Genomic DNA, 16,528 nt, shown 5'->3' with positions numbered 1-16,528 from the left:
ACACTCCGCTATGTCTGAAGCAAAAATAACACCGCACATGCAGTCTTTTGTCGACAAATTTGTTGAGTTCTCGGCGCGCCTGGCAAACCAGGTGCACCTGCGCTCCCTGCGCGACGCCTTCGCCACGGTGATGCCGATTTTCATCCTCGCCGGTCTGGCGGTGCTGGTGAACAACGTGGTGTTCCCGTGGATTTTTGAGGGCGACACGCTCACACAGTTTAAGGTCTGGGGCGAGGCGATTATTAACGGCACGCTGAACATCGCCGCGCTGCTGCTGGCGCCGATGATTGCCTGGTCGCTGGCGCGCAACAAAGATTTCGATAATCCGGTCTCGGCAGTGGTTATCGCCGTCAGCAGCTTTATCATCATGATGCCGATGCGCTTACAGGTTACGCCCGTTGGCAGCGAGGCCACGGTGAGCGTGACGCAGGTGCTGACGTTCGCCAATATCGGCTCCACTGGGATTTTCGCCGGGGTGCTGATTGGCCTGCTTTCCACCGAGCTGTTCATCGCCATTTCACGGCTGAAGGCGCTGCACATTTCGCTCGGGGAAAACGTGCCCCCGGCGGTGAGCAAATCCTTTACCGCGCTGATCCCAACCATTCTTACCTTGTCGGTGTTCGCCGTTCTGGCGGCGCTGTTGGCGAACGTGCTGCATACGGATCTGATCCACCTCATTACGACCTTTATCCAGCAGCCGCTGCGGCTGATCAACACCAGCCTGCCGGGGACGATTTTCATCTACAGCTTCGGCAACTTTCTGTTCACGCTCGGTATTCATCAGTCGGTGGTCAACAGCGTGGTGCTTGAGCCATTCCTGCTGATTAATACCAACGAGAACATGCTGGCCTTCGCCAACGGACAGCCCATCCCGCACATCATCAACAACATTTTCGTGCCGACGTTTGGCATGGTGGGCGGTACGGGCAGCACGATCTCGCTGCTGATCGCCATCTTTATCTTCTCGCGGCAACAATCGGCGAAGCAGGTGGCGCGTCTGTCGCTGGCACCTGGCTTATTCAACATCAACGAGCCGGTGATTTTCGGCCTGCCGATCGTCTTTAACCTGCCGCTAATGATCCCGTTTGTGCTGCTGCCCGCCATCGGCATTTACTTCGCCTGGCTCTGCACCACGCTGGGGTTAATGTCCCGCTGCGTGGTGATGATCCCCTGGACCACGCCGCCGATCCTCAGCGCCTGGCTGGCGACGGCGGGGGACTGGCGCGCCGTGGTGGTCCAGTTGGCAATCATCGTATTTGGTGTATTCTTCTACCTGCCTTTCCTCAAAATTGCCGAGCGAGTGGCCTTGAAAAACAGCGGGATAGAAAACTAACAGAAAGGAAGGACGATGGCGGCGAAGTACATCACCATAGCGCGGGAAATTAAGAAACGCATTATCAGCCAGCAGTACGCCGCCAACGAACCCCTGCCGGATCAGTTTGCACTGGCGGCGGAGTTCAGTACCAGCCGGATGACTATTCAGCAGGCGATGCGCCAGCTGATCGTCGAAGGGCTGGTCTACACCCGTCAGGGGCAGGGGACGTTCATCCGCAAAAACTTCCTCCAGCTCTCGCAGTGGGATCTCTCCGGCAGCGACTACTTTGGCGCGACCAAAACCTGGGCGCATCTGGGTACGGTCACGAGCCAGGTGGTGCATTTCGAACTGCGCTTCCCGAACGAAAAAGAGCAGGCGTCGCTGATGATTAACGCCGATGCGCCGATCTACGACTTCATTCGCCTGCGTTTACTGAACGGCGAACCGATGTCGCTGGATTCCACGGTGATGCCGATGAATCTGGTGCCGGGCCTGACGAAAAACCACCTTGAAGGGTCAGTGTTTCAGTACGTTCAGGAAACCCTGGGGCTGAAAATTATGGGGTCATACCGGATCGTGCGGGCGCTAAAGCCCAGCGCGCTGGAAAGAGAGCATCTGGTCTGTGAGGAAACCGATCCGGTGCTGGAGGTGGAGCAGGTCATTTATCTGGAAGATGGCACGCCGCTGGAGTATGCGCACTGCCACTATCGCTACGACCACGGCGGGATTGTAATCGTGAACAACGGGTAAAAAAAAGCGGGCCTCGAGGCCCGCTTTTTTGATGCGCGTGGTTAGTTCAGACGCACCGGCATACCGGAACGGTTCTGAATCGCCTGGTCGACGATGGTGGTTTCCACGTCTGGCTGAGAGGTCACGGACTGCACCGCGCTGTTCAGCGTAATCGGCACGATCTCGTTGTTGTTAATCTGGTCTTCGCTGGTGGAGAGCGGGTTGTGCACTTCGATGTAGCGGCTGCCGTCTGGCTCAGACGTCGCTTTCACCGGTTCGTTGATGAACTGCACGCGCGTACCGACCGGCACGTTTTCGAACAGGAACTTGATGTCGTCGTTACGCAGGCGCACGCAGCCGTGGCTCACGCGCAGGCCGATACCGAAGTTGGCGTTGGTGCCGTGGATGGCGTAAAGACGACCAATGTACAGCGCGTACAGGCCCATCGGGTTATCCGGGCCGGCTGGCACAACGGCGGGCAGCGGTTCGCCCGCAGCGATGTATTCCGCGTGCATTTTGGCAGTTGGGGTCCAGGTTGGGCCCGCTTTCTTACGCTCTACTTTGGTGGTCCAGTTCAGCGGGGTGTCTTTGCCCAGCTGGCCGATACCGATTGGCAGCACGATAACGGTGTTGGTGCCTTTCGGGTAGTAATACAGGCGCATTTCGGCGCTGTTAATCACGATGCCTTCATGAACGGTATCCGGCAGGATCAGCTGCTGAGGAATATTCAGCACGGTACCTGCTTTTGGCAGATACGGGTCAACGCCCGGGTTCGCTTCCAGCATGTTGGACAGGCCCAGCTGGTACTGCGCGGCGAAATACTCCAGCGGCTGAGAGTTACCCTCAGGCACCGTCACCACCTGGTTTTGACCCACCAGACGGCTTCCGTCTGTCGGCAGGGGATACGTCACCGCAGACGCGGTCTTACAAAAACCTACTACGGCTAACGCCGCCGCAAAAAGCGTTGTTAATTTCATGTTCATGTTGTGCGAGGTATCTAAGCCATACAGGCGATGAGTTGATAAGTCTGAATCTGTGATGGGAGCGCATTATATGTGCATTCCCGCTAACAGGGAATTCAGATGTGTACGAAATCACATTTTTTTCGATTTTGTTAAAGTTTAGTGGATTGCCGCAACACGGGATCTCAATTCGGAATTGTGGCATAATGCCGTGTTTATCACACTTTTCGCAGGAATCTCTCCGTGTTAGTTACCAGCAACGTCACTATGCAGTTTGGCAGTAAGCCGCTGTTCGAAAACATTTCCGTCAAATTTGGCGGCGGCAACCGTTACGGCCTGATTGGTGCCAACGGTAGCGGAAAATCCACCTTTATGAAGATCCTCGGCGGCGATTTAGAGCCGACGCTGGGCAACGTGTCGCTCGATCCGAACGAGCGTATCGGTAAGCTGCGTCAGGATCAGTTCGCCTTCGAAGAGTTCACCGTGCTCGACACCGTGATCATGGGGCACGCGGAGCTGTGGGAAGTGAAGCAGGAGCGCGATCGTATCTACGGTCTCGCCGAAATGAGCGAAGAAGACGGCTATAAAGTGGCCGATCTGGAAACCCAGTACGGCGAAATGGACGGCTACTCTGCGGAAGCCCGCGCGGGCGAGCTGCTGCTGGGCGTGGGTATTCCGGTTGAACAGCATTACGGCCCGATGAGCGAAGTCGCGCCAGGCTGGAAGCTGCGCGTGCTGCTGGCGCAGGCGCTGTTCTCTAACCCGGACATCCTGCTGCTCGACGAACCGACGAACAACCTGGACATCGACACCATCCGCTGGCTGGAGCAGACGCTGAACGACCGCGACAGCACCATGATCATCATCTCGCACGACCGTCACTTCCTGAACATGGTCTGTACGCACATGGCGGATCTGGACTACGGCGAGCTGCGCGTATATCCGGGCAACTACGACGAATACATGACGGCAGCCACCCAGGCGCGTGAACGTCTGCTTGCCGACAACGCTAAGAAGAAAGCGCAGATTGCGGACCTGCAATCCTTCGTGAGCCGCTTCAGCGCTAACGCCTCTAAATCCCGTCAGGCAACATCGCGTGCCCGTCAGATCGACAAAATTAAGCTGGAAGAAGTGAAGGCCTCCAGCCGTCAGAACCCGTTCATCCGCTTCGAGCAGGACAAGAAACTGTTCCGTAACGCGCTGGAAGTTGAGGCGCTGACCAAAGGCTTTGATGAAGGCCCGCTGTTTAAAAACTTCAACCTGCTGCTGGAAGTGGGTGAGAAGATTGCCATTCTGGGCGCCAACGGCGTGGGTAAATCTACCCTGCTGAAAACCCTGGTGGGTGAACTGCAGCCGGACAACGGCACCGTGAAATGGTCTGAAAACGCGCAGATTGGTTACTACGCGCAGGACCACGAATATGAGTTCGAAAACGACCTGACCGTCTTCGACTGGATGAGCCAGTGGAAGCAGGAAGGTGACGACGAGCAGGCGGTGCGCAGCATTCTGGGTCGTCTGCTGTTCAGCCAGGACGACATCAAAAAGCCGGCCAAAGTGCTCTCCGGTGGTGAAAAAGGCCGCATGCTCTTCGGCAAGCTGATGATGGAAAAACCGAACATTCTGGTGATGGACGAACCGACTAACCACCTGGACATGGAATCGATCGAATCGCTGAACATGGCGCTGGAGATGTACCAGGGCACCCTGATCTTCGTCTCTCACGACCGTGAGTTCGTCAGCTCCCTGGCGACCCGCGTGATCGAAATTACGCCAGAGCGCGTGGTGGACTTCAGCGGTAACTACGAAGATTACCTGCGCAGTAAAGGTATCGACGGCTAAAAAAAAGCCGGGTGGCGGCTTCGCCTTACCCGGCCTACGTTCTATCCCCTCTCCTTGTGGGAGAGGGCTAGGGTGAGGGCATCAGGTCGTACTACACCACCCACTCGCCCCCTTCAACCCCGTTCACCCGCAGCGTACGTTTTTCCCCCGCTGGTAACGACACCTTCAGCGCCTTCCACGCCGGACGATAATCCCCGCGCGCGTTGACCTTCAGGTTGATGGTTGCGCCATCACACTCCATTTCCCATTCCACCCACAGCGCATTGCCCTTCTGATAGCCCCAGCTTTCACCGTCGTCTTCAAATAGCAGCCCCGTGGTTGTGCCGACGCCTTTAACCGGGAACAGCTTCAGCTCGCGGGTCGTATCTTTTTCAGCACTCACATGCGTGATGCGCTCGCTAAGCGGCAGACCGGCCCCGGCGCGCACCAGCAGCGGCAGTTTTTCCAGCGGCGCATCAAGGACGATGGATTGCCCGCCCGCATACCACGCGTGGGTGTAAAAATCGTACCAGCCCGTTTCGTTATCTGGCAGCCAGACGCGGCGCTCGCGCTGCCCGGCTTCGACGACGCTTGCCACCAGCAGGTCGCGGCCCAGCAGGAAGTCATCGCACTCTTCGAAGGTCTGCGCGTCGTGCTCGTGGTCGAGGAAGGTCGGGCGCAGCATCGGCTCGTCGTCGGCGTGCGCCTGCCAGAGCAGGGTGTAGAGATACGGCAGCAGGCGGTAGCGCAGCTCAATCGCGCCGCGAATGGCAGGCGTAACGCCCGGATACATCCACGGCTCGTTCACGGTGCGATCGTCATTCCAGGAATGGATGGTAAAGCGCGGATGCATTACGCCGTTCTGCACCCAGCGCACGAACAGCTCGGCGTCCGGCTTGTCGCCGGAGAAACCGCCCACGTCGTGACCGACGTTGAATAATCCGGACAGGCTCATGCCCAGCCCCATGCGGATGTTATAGCGCAGGGTGTCCCAGTTAGTGCGGTTGTCGCCGCTCCAGGTCTGAACGTAGCGCTGCATCCCGGCGCAGCCGGAGCGGGAGATGAGATACGGGCGTTTTTCCGGCGCAAAGCGCTGCTGCGCTTCCAGCGAGGCGCGCATCATCAGCAGCGGCATCACCGGGCGAATATGCTTGATGGCGATCTCCTTGCCGAAGCCAAAGCAGCGGGCTTCCCCGTCCCACACTTCATACTCGTTGTTATCGTTCCAGGTGGAGTCGATACCCATCTCCAGCAGCTGCGTGGTCACGCCGTTCTGCCACCACTGCACCGTCTGCGGGTTGGTAAAGTCGAGATGCGAGCCTTCGTCATCCCAGAAGCTGGAACGTTCAGGCGCGTCGGTTTCTGAATCACGGATGAACAGGCCGCTCTCCGCCACTTCACCGTAGCGGGGATGATCCTGCAGCAGGCACGGCTTGATATTGGCCGCAAGCTTCAGTCCCGCGTCGTGGAAGGCCTGGCTCATCGCCTTCGGCTGCGGCACTTTGTCGTAGTTCCAGTTGAAGACGTAGCGCTTGCCGTTGATGGAGGTATAGCCGGACGAGAGCTGGAACGAATCGCACGGAATGACGTGCTCTTCGCACAGGCGGATGAAGTTCATCAGCTGGTTTTGCGCGTCCGGCGCGTCGGTGTAGTGCATGGTCGAGCCGCTGTAGCCCAGGCTCCACTTCGGCCCAAACAGCGTTTTCCCGGTCAGGCGCACAAAGGCTTTGGTGACGTCCAGCGCGCGCGCGCCGGTAAAGAGGTAGTAATCAATATCGCCCGCTTCCGCCTGCCAGCGGCGATAGGCGGTGTGATAGTTGTCGATCTCGTTGCCCAGATCCAGCCAGCAGCTGCTCAGGTTGTCGTAAAACAGACCGTAGCTCACGTCGTCGCGGCGGGTAAGGGTGAACGGAATGTGCTTGTAGAGCGGGTCGGTGCTGGCGGCGTTATAGCCCATGGCGTCCAGGTTGCGCATCTCGTAGCGTTTGCCGTTGCGCTGCAGATCGCCCGCTTTCTCACCCAGGCCGTAAAAACGCTCGTCCTTACGGCGGCTGAGATAGTGCGCCACGCCGTCGCCGTGGGCGTTCAGCAGGTAGGCGCTGGTCGGGCGATCCTGGACCAGCGGCTGCCATTCGCCCGCATCATTACGGTAGTGCCACTCCAGCCACAGGGGCTGGTGGACGGTCACGCGCAGCTGCTCGGTTGCCACCGTCACTGCGTCATCCTGCTGCGTCAGGGTCCAGGCCGGGCAGGAGAAACCGCTCAAGTCGTCACGACGGCGGCCTTCCCACGGCACGTCTTGTTCCGGGGCGATGCTCCAGGTGCGGTCCAGCGCCAGCTCGCCTTTGCGTTTGATCAGCACGCGGAACAGGTTCTGTTCCAGCACGTACAGGCACAGGCGGTGCTGATTATCGACCAGCAGCTCCAGATGATTCGCAGACTGCTTATCGACGGTCCAGTTTTTCAGGGTTTTCATATGCAATACATCCACTATCAGGCGCGCTTGGCGCGACGTTCAGCAATAAATGCCACCAGGAAGAGAGCGCCAATCAGGTCAAAGAAGCCCATGGCAATAAAGAGCGGGTTGAAGCCGATTTTGTCGGCGGTCACCCCGATTAATAGCGAGAACAGGAAGCTGGCGATCCACGCCGCCGAGCCGCGCATGCCGTTGACGGTCGCCATCTGGCCCTTATCGAAGGACTCCACCACCAGCGCGCTCAGCATGCAGGAGATAATCTGGTGCCCGAAGCCGCCGATGGAGATCAGTACGATGGTGATATACGGGTCGCGGGTCACGGCGACGATGGCCAGAGAAATCATCAGAAACGCGCCGGTGACAGAGCTTGCCACCACCGAGTTCACGCGGGAGCAGCCGAACCAGCGGGTGTACAGACGCGTCAGGTAGCCGCTTGCCACGCTGCCGAGGTCGGCGGCGAGGAAGGGCAGCCAGGCAAACATCGCAATCTGCTTCAGGTCCATGCCGTGCTCTTTAGCGAGGTACAGCGGCACCCAGAAGCTCAGCACCGCCCAGGCGGGTTCTGCCATAAAGGCCGGGATGGCGATACCGTAGAAGCGTTTGTTTTTCGAGACGGTTTTCAGCGCGGTCAGGAAGGGCAGCTTGACCGGTGCGGGTTCGTTATCCTGCTTAATAAACGCCAGCTCGTCGCGGCTCAGGTTCGGGTGCTGTTCCGGGTTGTGGTAGAACGCCCACCAGAGGATCACCCACAGCAGCGCCAGCACGCCGGTAAACATAAACGCGCCCTGCCAGCCGAACGACGCGTGAGCAAAGTAGATGATAGGCGGGGCCAGCATCGCGCCGATGGAGAAGCCCACGCCTGCCCAGCCGGCGGCAACGGGACGTTCCGATTTCGGGAACCATTCGCCGATGGTTTTGGCATTCGCTGGCGTGGCGGCAGCTTCGGAAGCACCCATAAAGAAGCGCAGAATCGCCAGGTGCAGCCAGCTTCCGGCGCCCGCGTGGAAGATACACATCAGCGCCCAGATCCCGGCGCAGACCATAAAGCCAATCTTCAGGCCGATAACGTCGATCAGCCAGCCGCACAGGGGCTGGAAAATGGTGTAGGCGATCTGAAACGCGCCGACTATCCAGGAGTACTGCTCGGTGGTGATCCCGAGGCTCTCTTTCAGTTCCGGGGCGAGGATCCCAAGTGAGTTACGGGTGATGTAGTTAACGGTGACGCCAAGTAAAAACAGCACCAACACGTACCAGCGCAAATTCTTAATGACGCGACGTGTTTTGCTTGTCGCAACGGTGTTATTGATGTCCTGACTCATTTTACTCTCCACAAGACGGACGGTAAGGGGACGGAGGTTCAGGTGTCACACAGATTGTTATGCCTTTGATTTCTATCCGCTTAGAATGCTCAAGTTGCTATACAACTAGTATGGAAGCTGTGTGACAAGTTCACCTTAGGGAAGAAAATGAGAGGGCAAAAGTGGATTTTGTGCAAAATTTCTCATAACTGACGTAAACCCTCTGGCATGATGGTCTTTATGTCAGTTATTGCCTGATGAACACGCTATGAAAATTTTTTCATTTCGCAAATGGAGCCAGATCACAAAATGGACAAAAGGCTAAAAATCACCGAAATCGCCGCCCGTACCCAGCTCTCCATCAGTACGGTTTCCCGTGTGCTGGCAGGCAAAGCGAATACCAGCGAAAAGGCGCGGGCTAAGGTGCTGGCGTGCGCGCGGGAGCTGGGGGTAATGGACGGCATGGCGGCGGGGCGTCTGCTGCTTAACAGCCTGGTGGTTTTTGCCCCTCAGCGTGCCTTCGACGAGCGGTCCGACATCTTTTACTATCGCGTGATCCAGAGCGTGAGCAAAGGGCTTGCCTCGCACGAGGTTCGGCTGCGCTACTGCGCGCTGGAGGAGAACGACAGCGACGCCCAGATTTTTCTGGCACGCATGAACGAGCCGGATACCCAGGCGGCCATTCTGCTCGGTATCGACGATCCGCATATCCACGATCTGGCGGTGGATGTGGGGAAACCCTGCATGCTGATTAACTGCCGGGACCGCCGCATGCGCCTGCCTGCCGTTGCCCCGGATCACCGTGCTATTGGCGAGCGGGCGGCGGAGTACCTGTTCGAGATGGGGCACCGCGAGGTGATGAACGTGCTGTGCCTGCGTCGCTACACCATGGAGCTGCGCCTGGCGGGGATCCGCGACGCGTGGCACGCTCATAATCTCAGGTTTAACGACAGGCGCGATCTGCTGGTGGTGCCAAGCTTCAGCGCCAGAGAGACGGAGCAACTGGTGAGCGAGTGGCTTAACCAACAGAAGGGAAAAGACCTGCCGACGGCGTTCCTGGTAGGCGGGGACTTTATGGCGGCAGGCACCATCAGCGCGCTGCAAAATCACGGTCTGCGCGTGCCGCAGGACGTCTCGGTGATGAGCATTGACGGCTTTAATCTGGCGGCGATTCAGGATGTGCCCTTAACGGCGGTGCATGTTCCCCGCGACGAGCTGGGAACGGAAGCGGTGCATATGCTCCAGCAGCGGCTGATGCGCCCGGACGCGCCGGTAGGAACATTGCTGCTGAACGGCACGCTGGCCGTGCGGGAATCGGTACGGCGGATACGTCAGGGGAAACGACGCACCGCCGTGGAGCGGGAAGGGCTGTACGACAGTTAAGCCATGCCCAGCGCGCGCTTGCCGTGGATATTGAGATCGTTCACGGTAAAACGGTCCTGCCAGCTTTTTTCATAATCCTCGCGCGGGAAGTCTCCCGGCGACGCGCCGGTTTCCAGCGCTTCCTTGACCTTTTTCGCATAGGCGAGGTTCTTCTCGCACATTGGCGCGGCGGGGATGTACATCACGTTGCCCCAGCCCTGCTGATTTTCCACCGGCGCGACGGAGTGGATCACGTCGCAGTGCCACCACACGGAATCACCGGCTTCCAGCGCCGGAATACTGGTCAATGCTTCGATAAGCAGCGGGTGCCACTTCTCGGAAATCGGCAGCACGCGCCCCGGCGCCACGCCGCACAGTTCGTCTTCTGGCACGTCGTCCAGCAGAGGACGCAGCAGAATGTAGGCCATTGCTTCCGGGATCGGCACCACGTGCAGCAGCCCCTGGCCGGGGATCATGTCCGACAGCGCCGTCCAGCCCTGGAAGGTGCGGAACACCGAGCACTTGGTGGTGTTATCCACGGTGTATTCTTCCACTTCAGTACGGTGCGCGGCGTTCCACGGATCGTATTTCTCGACGTTGCCGTCAAACACGCGGGCAAACACCTGCTGGTAAGCCGGCAGCAGCCAGCGCTCCAGCGCGCCGGAATCGGTATGCGCCCCCAGCCCTTTGGAGGTGGTTCCCGGCGGACGGCGGCGAATGCGGTCCGGATAAATCACGCTGACGTCAGGGTTAAACCACTGCTTGCCGTTGCTCTCGAATGTCCATAAACGGTTCAGGAACGACTGCACCTGCGCCATCGCTTCACTCTGGCGCGCCTGCATTTGCGCCTGGGACCAGTAGATCGGGTAAATCTCCGGGCGGGAGGCGGTTAAGGTGCCGAAGAAGTTGTCGCCCGGCCCTTTGTACACCTCGTCAAACTTGTTCAGATCGAGGTAGTCGAGCATCGACCGATCCCACGCCAGCGCCTGCTCGCGGGGGAAGTGACCTTTAATCACCGCGCAGCCGCGGCGCTTAACGGCCTCGCGCTGAGCGTCGGTAATCGTGCCGTTTTTCACATCTGCAAACGGAATCACCGGCCAGACGGATTCGCCTTTATTTTTCAGGGCGTTGATCTCCGCCACGCGGGTGGCGATTTTATCGCTGAGCTTGCCGAACACCGCCTGCACGTCGCCGATCTGCGCGCGTAACTCACGTTTTAACTGACGGATTGCCGCTTTATGGTCCGCCGGCAAGGTTTCACTGGTAAAGGTCATAACTGCCTCGCATCTTTCATTCGAAAGTAAAAATGTCTACAAGTGATACTTTAAGTTAAAAATAAGTTAATGCAAGTTTAAAAACTTGACGCAAGCCACAGGTCGAAAAAAGAGTGAGAGGCCGGAGCGGGGCTCCGGCGAGGAAAGGATCAGACGTCGAAAGGAGAGTGGTTGTCGAGCACGGCCTGAATGACGTTCAGCGCGCCCTGATGGTTGTTATCGTCGGTGCTGTAGCGGCTAATGTCTTTAATGCTCTGCGCCGCATTGCCCATCGCAAAAGAGTATTTCACCAGCTTCAGCATTTCCGCGTCGTTGCCGCTGTCGCCAATGCCGACGCACTCCTGCGGGGAGATTTTCCAGCGTTTCAGCAGGCGGCTAATGCCGTTGGCTTTGTGCAGGCCGGGGATAATCAAATCGACAAAACCGAAACCGCTGGTGACCGGCTTCATGATGCCGTCCAGGGAGACGTGCAGTTTATCGACCAGGTTCGGGATATCGCTGTCCGGCAGGTTCAGGGAGAACTTAAACAGCACGTCGTCGATTTCGCGGTAATCGCTGATGCGTTTTAAGCGGTGATAGTGCTTTGACATCAGCGCCACGAAGGCGTCCGGGGCTTTGTCGCTGACGTAGGCGCTCTCCAGACCGCAGGCTACAAAGTTCAGCCCTTTGTCTTTCAGCAGTTCGCCAATAACGATCTGCGACTCATGGCGGGTCAGCTCGCCGTGGAAAACCTGCTCGCCGTGGTCGAACACCAGCGCGCCGTTCTCCGCCACGAAGGAGATCTGCTCTTTCAGCTCGGGGAAGAAGGAGATGAGCTGGTAATACTGGTTGCCGCTGGCGACAACGAATTCAATATCGCGGGATTTAAGCTGCTCAAACTGTGCCTGGAAGCGGTCACGATCGTACTGCTTGGCATCATCAAGGAAAGTTCCGTCCATATCGGTGACGATAACTTTAACGGTCATACTGTGCTCCTGGGTCACTGCGTTTTGAAACATTCTAATAACAAGGTGACGGGGAGCACAAATTTAATTTCATTCGAAAGTAAAAGCAAAACGGCAACCGAGGTTGCCGTTTTTAGTGTTTTCTCCCTCTCCCATGGGGAGAGGGGATACACCGTTACAGCGTATGCTCAGTACGGGCGATAATATCGTCCTGCGCATCCGGCGACAGGGCGGTGAAGAACGCCGAGTAACCCGCAACGCGTACCACCAGGTCACGATACTGGTCAGGGTGTTTCTTCGCTTCCAGCAGCGTTTCGCGCGAGACGATGTTGTACTGAATATGCCAGCCCTTGTGCACCTCGAAGAAGGTACGCAGCAGTACCATCAGCTTCTGTCGGTCGCTGTCGTTTTCCAGCGTCGACGGGTTCAGCTTCTGGTTAAGCAGCACGCCGCCAAGAATCGCTTCCGTCGGCAGTTTACCCACGGAGCCAATCACCGCCGTCGGGCCGAGGTGGTCCGTACCGGAGGCCGGGCTAGCCCCTTCTGCCAGCGGGGTGTGGGCCTTACGTCCGTCCGGCGTGGCCATCGTTGCCGCGCCGAACGGAACGTTAGCGGAGATAGACGACGTGCCCGCGTAGTAGTTACCGCCAATCGGGCCGCGGCCGTAGCGCGGGTTGTGGTACTGCTTCAGCTCCTCAATGTAGGTTTCGTAAGCACGGGTCAGCAGCATGTCCACGCTGTCGTCATCGTTGCCGTACTTCGGCGCACCGTTGATCAGGCGCTGGCGCAGCTGCTCGTGGGTCAGCCCGTCGAAGTCATCCGCCAGCGCCGCCGCCAGCTGCTGCTGGCCGATGACGCCCTGCTCAAAGACCAGCTTTTTCACCGCTGCCAGGCTGTTGCCGAGGTTGGCGATACCCACCTGCAGGCCGGAGACCCAGTCATACTTCGCGCCGCCCTGCTTAATGCTTTTCGCGCGTTCGATGCAGTCGTCCACCAGCGCCGAGCAGAGAATGTCGTGGACGTTCTCCTCCAGCATGGTGTCTACCACGTACTCAATTTCGATAGATTTGCGGGTGTAGTAGCGGATCTGGCTGTCCCACGCTGCCATCACCTCGTCGAAGTTATCGAAGTTACCGGCAGAGAGCGCTTTTTCCTGCGGCAGGAACACCTTGCCGCTGGTGGCGTCGCGGCCGCCTTCCAGCGCCGCCAGCATGACGCGGGCAAAGTTGATAAAGCTCATGCCGGTGCAGCGGTAGCCCCACTTGCCGCCTACCGCGGTTTCGATGCAGCCGATGGCCGCGTAGTCGTAGGCATCGTCGCGCTCCACGCCAAGCTTGATAAATTCCGGGATCACAATTTCATCGTTGTTAAATGCCGGCATCCCGAAGCCGCAGCGGATCACCTGCACGCAGGCGTCGAGGAAGTCGTTGCTCATGCCCGCGTGGTAGCGCACGCTCAGGTTTGGCTGGGTGGAGCGCAGGCGACCGCAGGACTCCAGAATCGCGTAGGAGAGCGGGTTCACCGCGTCCATCGGCTCGCCGTTAACCAGCTTCTGACCACCAATGGTGACGTTCTGGTACAGCGGGCTACCGGCGGAGGCCTTGGAGTGCGAGCCGGAGCGGATCTTGTTCACTTCCAGCAGCTTCAGCCAGCAGCTGTGCAGCAGCTCGATGGCGTGCTCGCGATCCAGGCTCTGGTCCAGCTCCACGTCGCGGCGATAGTACGGATAGAGATACTGGTCCATACGGGCGAAGGAAACGGAGTGGCCGTTGGACTCAATCTGCAGGATCAGCTGAATGAAGTAGCACAGCTGCAGCGCCTGCCAGAAGGTTTTTGGCGGCTCGTGGGCAATCACGTCGCAGTTTTCTGCCATCGCCAGCAGCTCGTCGCGGCGGCTTTCGCGGGTTTCCGTAGACGCCATCTCACGCGCCAGGTCGGCGAAGCGTTTGATGTGCAGGCTGACGGCTTCCAGCACGATATCAATTGCCTTCAGGAACTGATCGCCGTGCAGGTCTTCCAGCACCGTCAGGTTGATGCGCGAGCGGCGCTCGTCCACTTTGGCGCGCAGGCCGTCGAGACCTTTCTCCAGCACCAGCGGGAAGTTTACCGCCAGGTGCGCGTCGCCGGAGGTCATGTTGCCTTCGGCTTTGATGATGCCGGTTTCCAGCAGGCCTTTCTGCTCGTCGGTGAACATGCCGTAGCAGCGGTCCTGCACCGTCTGGCCGCGCCACCACGGGCAGATTTCATGCAGCACACGCTTGTTTTCTTCGCTCACCGCGAAGTCCGCACCCGGACGGTCCGCCAGATCGTCAATCTCTTTCTCAATCCAAGAGACGGTATATTCCGGGAAGATCGGCGCGGCGCGCACTTCGCTTGCCTGGTTGCCGATAATCAGCTCGTCGTGCTTGATCCAGATGGTGCGTTCCGCCAGGTGATGTGCCAGCGCCAGCGCGCGACGCACCGGGATCGGCTTGTCCATGTGCTGCTGGTACATTTCGGTGTAATGCTGCGCGCGCTCGGTACAGACCGGCGGCTTGACGATATGCACCAGCGCCATTTTATGGGCTTTAATACGTTCGCTGAGGGTGTTGAGATTCAGGGTGGTCATAGGTTTATCCTCGTAAGGTCGCGGTTAACCCTTTCTGGCAGGCGTACTGCTGCGCGAAATCCAGCAGGGCAGGGTTATCCAGCGGTTTGTCAGGGGCAGAGTAGGGTTGGCTGAGCAGGGTGTATTTGTTCATGCCCAGCGTGTGATACGGCAAAAAATGAATATCATCGACGCCGAGTTCGTCGGCGGCGAAGTTGGTAATGGCTGTGATGGACGCTTCATCGGCGTTAAAGCCCTGGATCAGCGGCACGCGGATGGTGATCTTTTTCCCGGCAGCAGCGAGGCGCTTCAGGTTGTCCAGGATTCGTTTGGCCGAACCGTCGGTCCACTGTTTGAACACCGCTCCGTCGACGTGCTTAAGGTCGGCAAGGAACAGATCGACGTACGGTAATGACGGCTCGATATAGTGCCACGGCACGTGAAGGCAGGTTTCGACGGCGGTGTGGATACCCTGTTCGTGGCTGGCCTTGAACAGGGCGTGCGCCAGCTCCGGGTTCATAAACGGCTCGCCGCCGGAGAGGGTGATCCCGCCGCCGCTGCGGTCATAAAAGGGTTTGTCGCGCAGCACGGTGGCCATGATCTCGTCCACCTGCTTCTCTTCACCGCAGACGGTCAGCGCCTGCGTCGGGCAGCAGTCGGTGAGGGCGTTAAGCGTCTCTTCACTCAGCTTTTCGCGGTGGATGACCAGGCCATTGAGCGCGCGTTCGATACAGCCCGGTGCCGCCAGATGACACAGGTCGCAGCCTTCCAGACACAGGCGCGCGTCAAACAGCACGTCCCGGCTGCGCGAGCGGCTTTCCGGGTTCTGGCACCAGCGACAGCCCAGCGAGCAGCCTTTCAGGAACACCACGGTTCGAATACCGGGGCCGTCGTGGGTGGAATAACGCTGAATATTGAAGATCATATTTTTGCCTTCAAGTTGCATATGAAGATTAAATTACTTTCGAATGAAAGTTATCTTGATGCAGGTCAACTCTTGAGCAGGTTTTGTCGTGATAGGGTAAGTGCAGGCTAATTTTGAGGGTGACACCATGGAACTTTATCTCGACACATCTGACGTTGCGGCAGTCAAAAAGCTGGCGCGTATCTTCCCGCTGGCGGGCGTGACCACCAACCCAAGCATTGTGGCGGCAGGAAAAACGCCGCTAGATGAGCTGCTGCCCGCGCTGCACGACGCGTTGGGCGGTAAGGGCCGTCTGTTTGCGCAGGTAATGGCAACCACCGCCGAAGGGATGGTGGAAGACGCGCGCAAGCTGCGCGCTATCATTAACGACCTGGTGGTGAAAGTGCCGGTAACCGCAGAAGGGCTGGCGGCCATTAAGATGCTGAAAGCGGAAGGGATCCCGACGCTGGGCACGGCGGTGTACGGCGCCGCGCAGGGGATGCTGTCCGCCCTGGCCGGAGCTGAGTATGTGGCCCCTTACGTTAACCGCGTGGACGCGCAGGGCGGGGACGGGATCCAGACCGTTGTGGAATTACAGCAGTTGCTGACGCTGCATGCCCCGCAGTCCAAAGTGCTGGCCGCGAGCTTTAAAACCCCGCGTCAGGCGCTGGACTGCCTGCTGGCAGGGTGCGAGTCCATCACGCTGCCGCTGGACGTCGCGCAGCAGTTTATTACTTCCCCTGCGGTGGATGCCGCGATCGTGAAGTTTGAGCAGGACTGGCAGGGGGCGTTTGGACGGACGTCTATCTGACGGGTGCGGCCTGATGCCCTCACCCCAACCCTCTCCCACAGGGAGAGG

General features: G+C 58.6%; 12 protein-coding genes. 5 read left to right on the top strand and 7 right to left on the bottom strand.

The window, feature by feature from the left end:
- Positions 1 to 10 precede the first annotated feature (10 nt).
- Together IM284_RS14445 and IM284_RS14440 are read left to right on the top strand one after the other, a co-directional pair.
- On the top strand, positions 11 to 1,333 hold the full coding sequence (locus IM284_RS14445; RefSeq protein WP_047368154.1) for a PTS sugar transporter subunit IIC: 1,323 nt from the start codon (positions 11 to 13) through the stop codon (positions 1,331 to 1,333).
- A 15-nt stretch (positions 1,334 to 1,348) separates the two neighbouring features.
- Entirely contained in the window at positions 1,349 to 2,065 is a 717-nt protein-coding gene (locus IM284_RS14440) for a GntR family transcriptional regulator (protein WP_047368155.1), read from the top strand.
- Between the two features lie 41 nt (positions 2,066 to 2,106).
- On the opposite strand, the gene ldtB is transcribed toward IM284_RS14440, so the two are convergent.
- Positions 2,107 to 3,027: a L,D-transpeptidase gene (gene ldtB / locus IM284_RS14435; protein ID WP_008501186.1), complete on the bottom strand. Its 921-nt coding sequence runs from the start codon at positions 3,025 to 3,027 to the stop codon at positions 2,107 to 2,109.
- Between the two features lie 222 nt (positions 3,028 to 3,249).
- On the opposite strand from ldtB, the gene IM284_RS14430 reads away from it, so the two are divergent.
- A complete protein-coding gene (locus tag IM284_RS14430; protein WP_047368156.1) occupies positions 3,250 to 4,845 on the top strand; it encodes an ABC-F family ATPase in 1,596 nt (531 codons plus the stop codon).
- 91 nt (positions 4,846 to 4,936) lie between these two features.
- On the opposite strand, the gene IM284_RS14425 is transcribed toward IM284_RS14430, so the two are convergent.
- Together IM284_RS14425 and IM284_RS14420 are read right to left on the bottom strand one after the other, a co-directional pair.
- Positions 4,937 to 7,300 carry a TIM-barrel domain-containing protein gene (locus tag IM284_RS14425; RefSeq protein ID WP_047368157.1) on the bottom strand — a complete coding sequence of 788 codons (2,364 nt, stop codon included), beginning with the start codon at positions 7,298 to 7,300 and terminating at the stop codon, positions 4,937 to 4,939.
- A gap of 17 nt (positions 7,301 to 7,317) precedes the next feature.
- Positions 7,318 to 8,619: an MFS transporter gene (locus IM284_RS14420; protein ID WP_028012467.1), complete on the bottom strand. Its 1,302-nt coding sequence runs from the start codon at positions 8,617 to 8,619 to the stop codon at positions 7,318 to 7,320.
- Between the two features lie 288 nt (positions 8,620 to 8,907).
- On the opposite strand from IM284_RS14420, the gene IM284_RS14415 reads away from it, so the two are divergent.
- Positions 8,908 to 9,981, top strand: coding sequence for a LacI family DNA-binding transcriptional regulator (locus IM284_RS14415; RefSeq protein WP_047368158.1), 1,074 nt, complete (start codon positions 8,908 to 8,910; stop codon positions 9,979 to 9,981).
- Here the strand turns inward: IM284_RS14415 and IM284_RS14410 are convergent.
- The 4 genes from IM284_RS14410 to IM284_RS14395 all read right to left on the bottom strand — a co-directional run bounded on the left by IM284_RS14410 (position 9,978) and on the right by IM284_RS14395 (position 15,690).
- Positions 9,978 to 11,234, bottom strand: coding sequence for a DUF1479 domain-containing protein (locus IM284_RS14410; protein WP_047368159.1), 1,257 nt, complete (start codon positions 11,232 to 11,234; stop codon positions 9,978 to 9,980). The genes IM284_RS14415 and IM284_RS14410 overlap by 4 nt on opposite strands.
- 149 nt (positions 11,235 to 11,383) lie before the next feature.
- Complete coding sequence (locus IM284_RS14405; RefSeq protein WP_047368160.1) at positions 11,384 to 12,199, bottom strand: Cof-type HAD-IIB family hydrolase; 816 nt, start codon at positions 12,197 to 12,199, stop codon at positions 11,384 to 11,386.
- A 154-nt stretch (positions 12,200 to 12,353) separates the two neighbouring features.
- Complete coding sequence (locus IM284_RS14400) at positions 12,354 to 14,786, bottom strand: formate C-acetyltransferase/glycerol dehydratase family glycyl radical enzyme (RefSeq protein WP_193055834.1); 2,433 nt, start codon at positions 14,784 to 14,786, stop codon at positions 12,354 to 12,356.
- A gap of 4 nt (positions 14,787 to 14,790) precedes the next feature.
- A complete protein-coding gene (locus IM284_RS14395; protein WP_193055833.1) occupies positions 14,791 to 15,690 on the bottom strand; it encodes a glycyl-radical enzyme activating protein in 900 nt (299 codons plus the stop codon).
- Between the two features lie 127 nt (positions 15,691 to 15,817).
- Between IM284_RS14395 and fsa the strand changes: the two genes are divergently transcribed.
- Positions 15,818 to 16,480: a fructose-6-phosphate aldolase gene (gene fsa / locus IM284_RS14390; RefSeq protein WP_023326972.1), complete on the top strand. Its 663-nt coding sequence runs from the start codon at positions 15,818 to 15,820 to the stop codon at positions 16,478 to 16,480.
- Positions 16,481 to 16,528 lie beyond the last annotated feature (48 nt).

The organism is Enterobacter cloacae complex sp. P12RS (assembly GCF_014895875.1).
In the GTDB taxonomy this organism is placed as follows: domain Bacteria; phylum Pseudomonadota; class Gammaproteobacteria; order Enterobacterales; family Enterobacteriaceae; genus Enterobacter; species Enterobacter bugandensis.
This window is presented reverse-complemented; position numbering and strand designations above follow the sequence as displayed.

What these genes read in the sequence shown, in the direction of transcription:
- IM284_RS14445 (WP_047368154.1), top strand. Translation starts at nt 11, where the DNA reads ATGTCTGAAGCAAAAATAACACCGCACATGCAGTCTTTTGTCGACAAA.
- IM284_RS14440 (WP_047368155.1), top strand. Translation starts at nt 1,349, where the DNA reads ATGGCGGCGAAGTACATCACCATAGCGCGGGAAATTAAGAAACGCATT.
- ldtB (WP_008501186.1), bottom strand. Translation starts at nt 3,027, where the DNA reads ATGAACATGAAATTAACAACGCTTTTTGCGGCGGCGTTAGCCGTAGTA.
- IM284_RS14425 (WP_047368157.1), bottom strand. Translation starts at nt 7,300, where the DNA reads ATGAAAACCCTGAAAAACTGGACCGTCGATAAGCAGTCTGCGAATCAT.
- IM284_RS14420 (WP_028012467.1), bottom strand. Translation starts at nt 8,619, where the DNA reads ATGAGTCAGGACATCAATAACACCGTTGCGACAAGCAAAACACGTCGC.
- IM284_RS14415 (WP_047368158.1), top strand. Translation starts at nt 8,908, where the DNA reads ATGGACAAAAGGCTAAAAATCACCGAAATCGCCGCCCGTACCCAGCTC.
- IM284_RS14410 (WP_047368159.1), bottom strand. Translation starts at nt 11,234, where the DNA reads ATGACCTTTACCAGTGAAACCTTGCCGGCGGACCATAAAGCGGCAATC.
- IM284_RS14405 (WP_047368160.1), bottom strand. Translation starts at nt 12,199, where the DNA reads ATGACCGTTAAAGTTATCGTCACCGATATGGACGGAACTTTCCTTGAT.
- IM284_RS14400 (WP_193055834.1), bottom strand. Translation starts at nt 14,786, where the DNA reads ATGACCACCCTGAATCTCAACACCCTCAGCGAACGTATTAAAGCCCAT.
- IM284_RS14395 (WP_193055833.1), bottom strand. Translation starts at nt 15,690, where the DNA reads ATGATCTTCAATATTCAGCGTTATTCCACCCACGACGGCCCCGGTATT.
- fsa (WP_023326972.1), top strand. Translation starts at nt 15,818, where the DNA reads ATGGAACTTTATCTCGACACATCTGACGTTGCGGCAGTCAAAAAGCTG.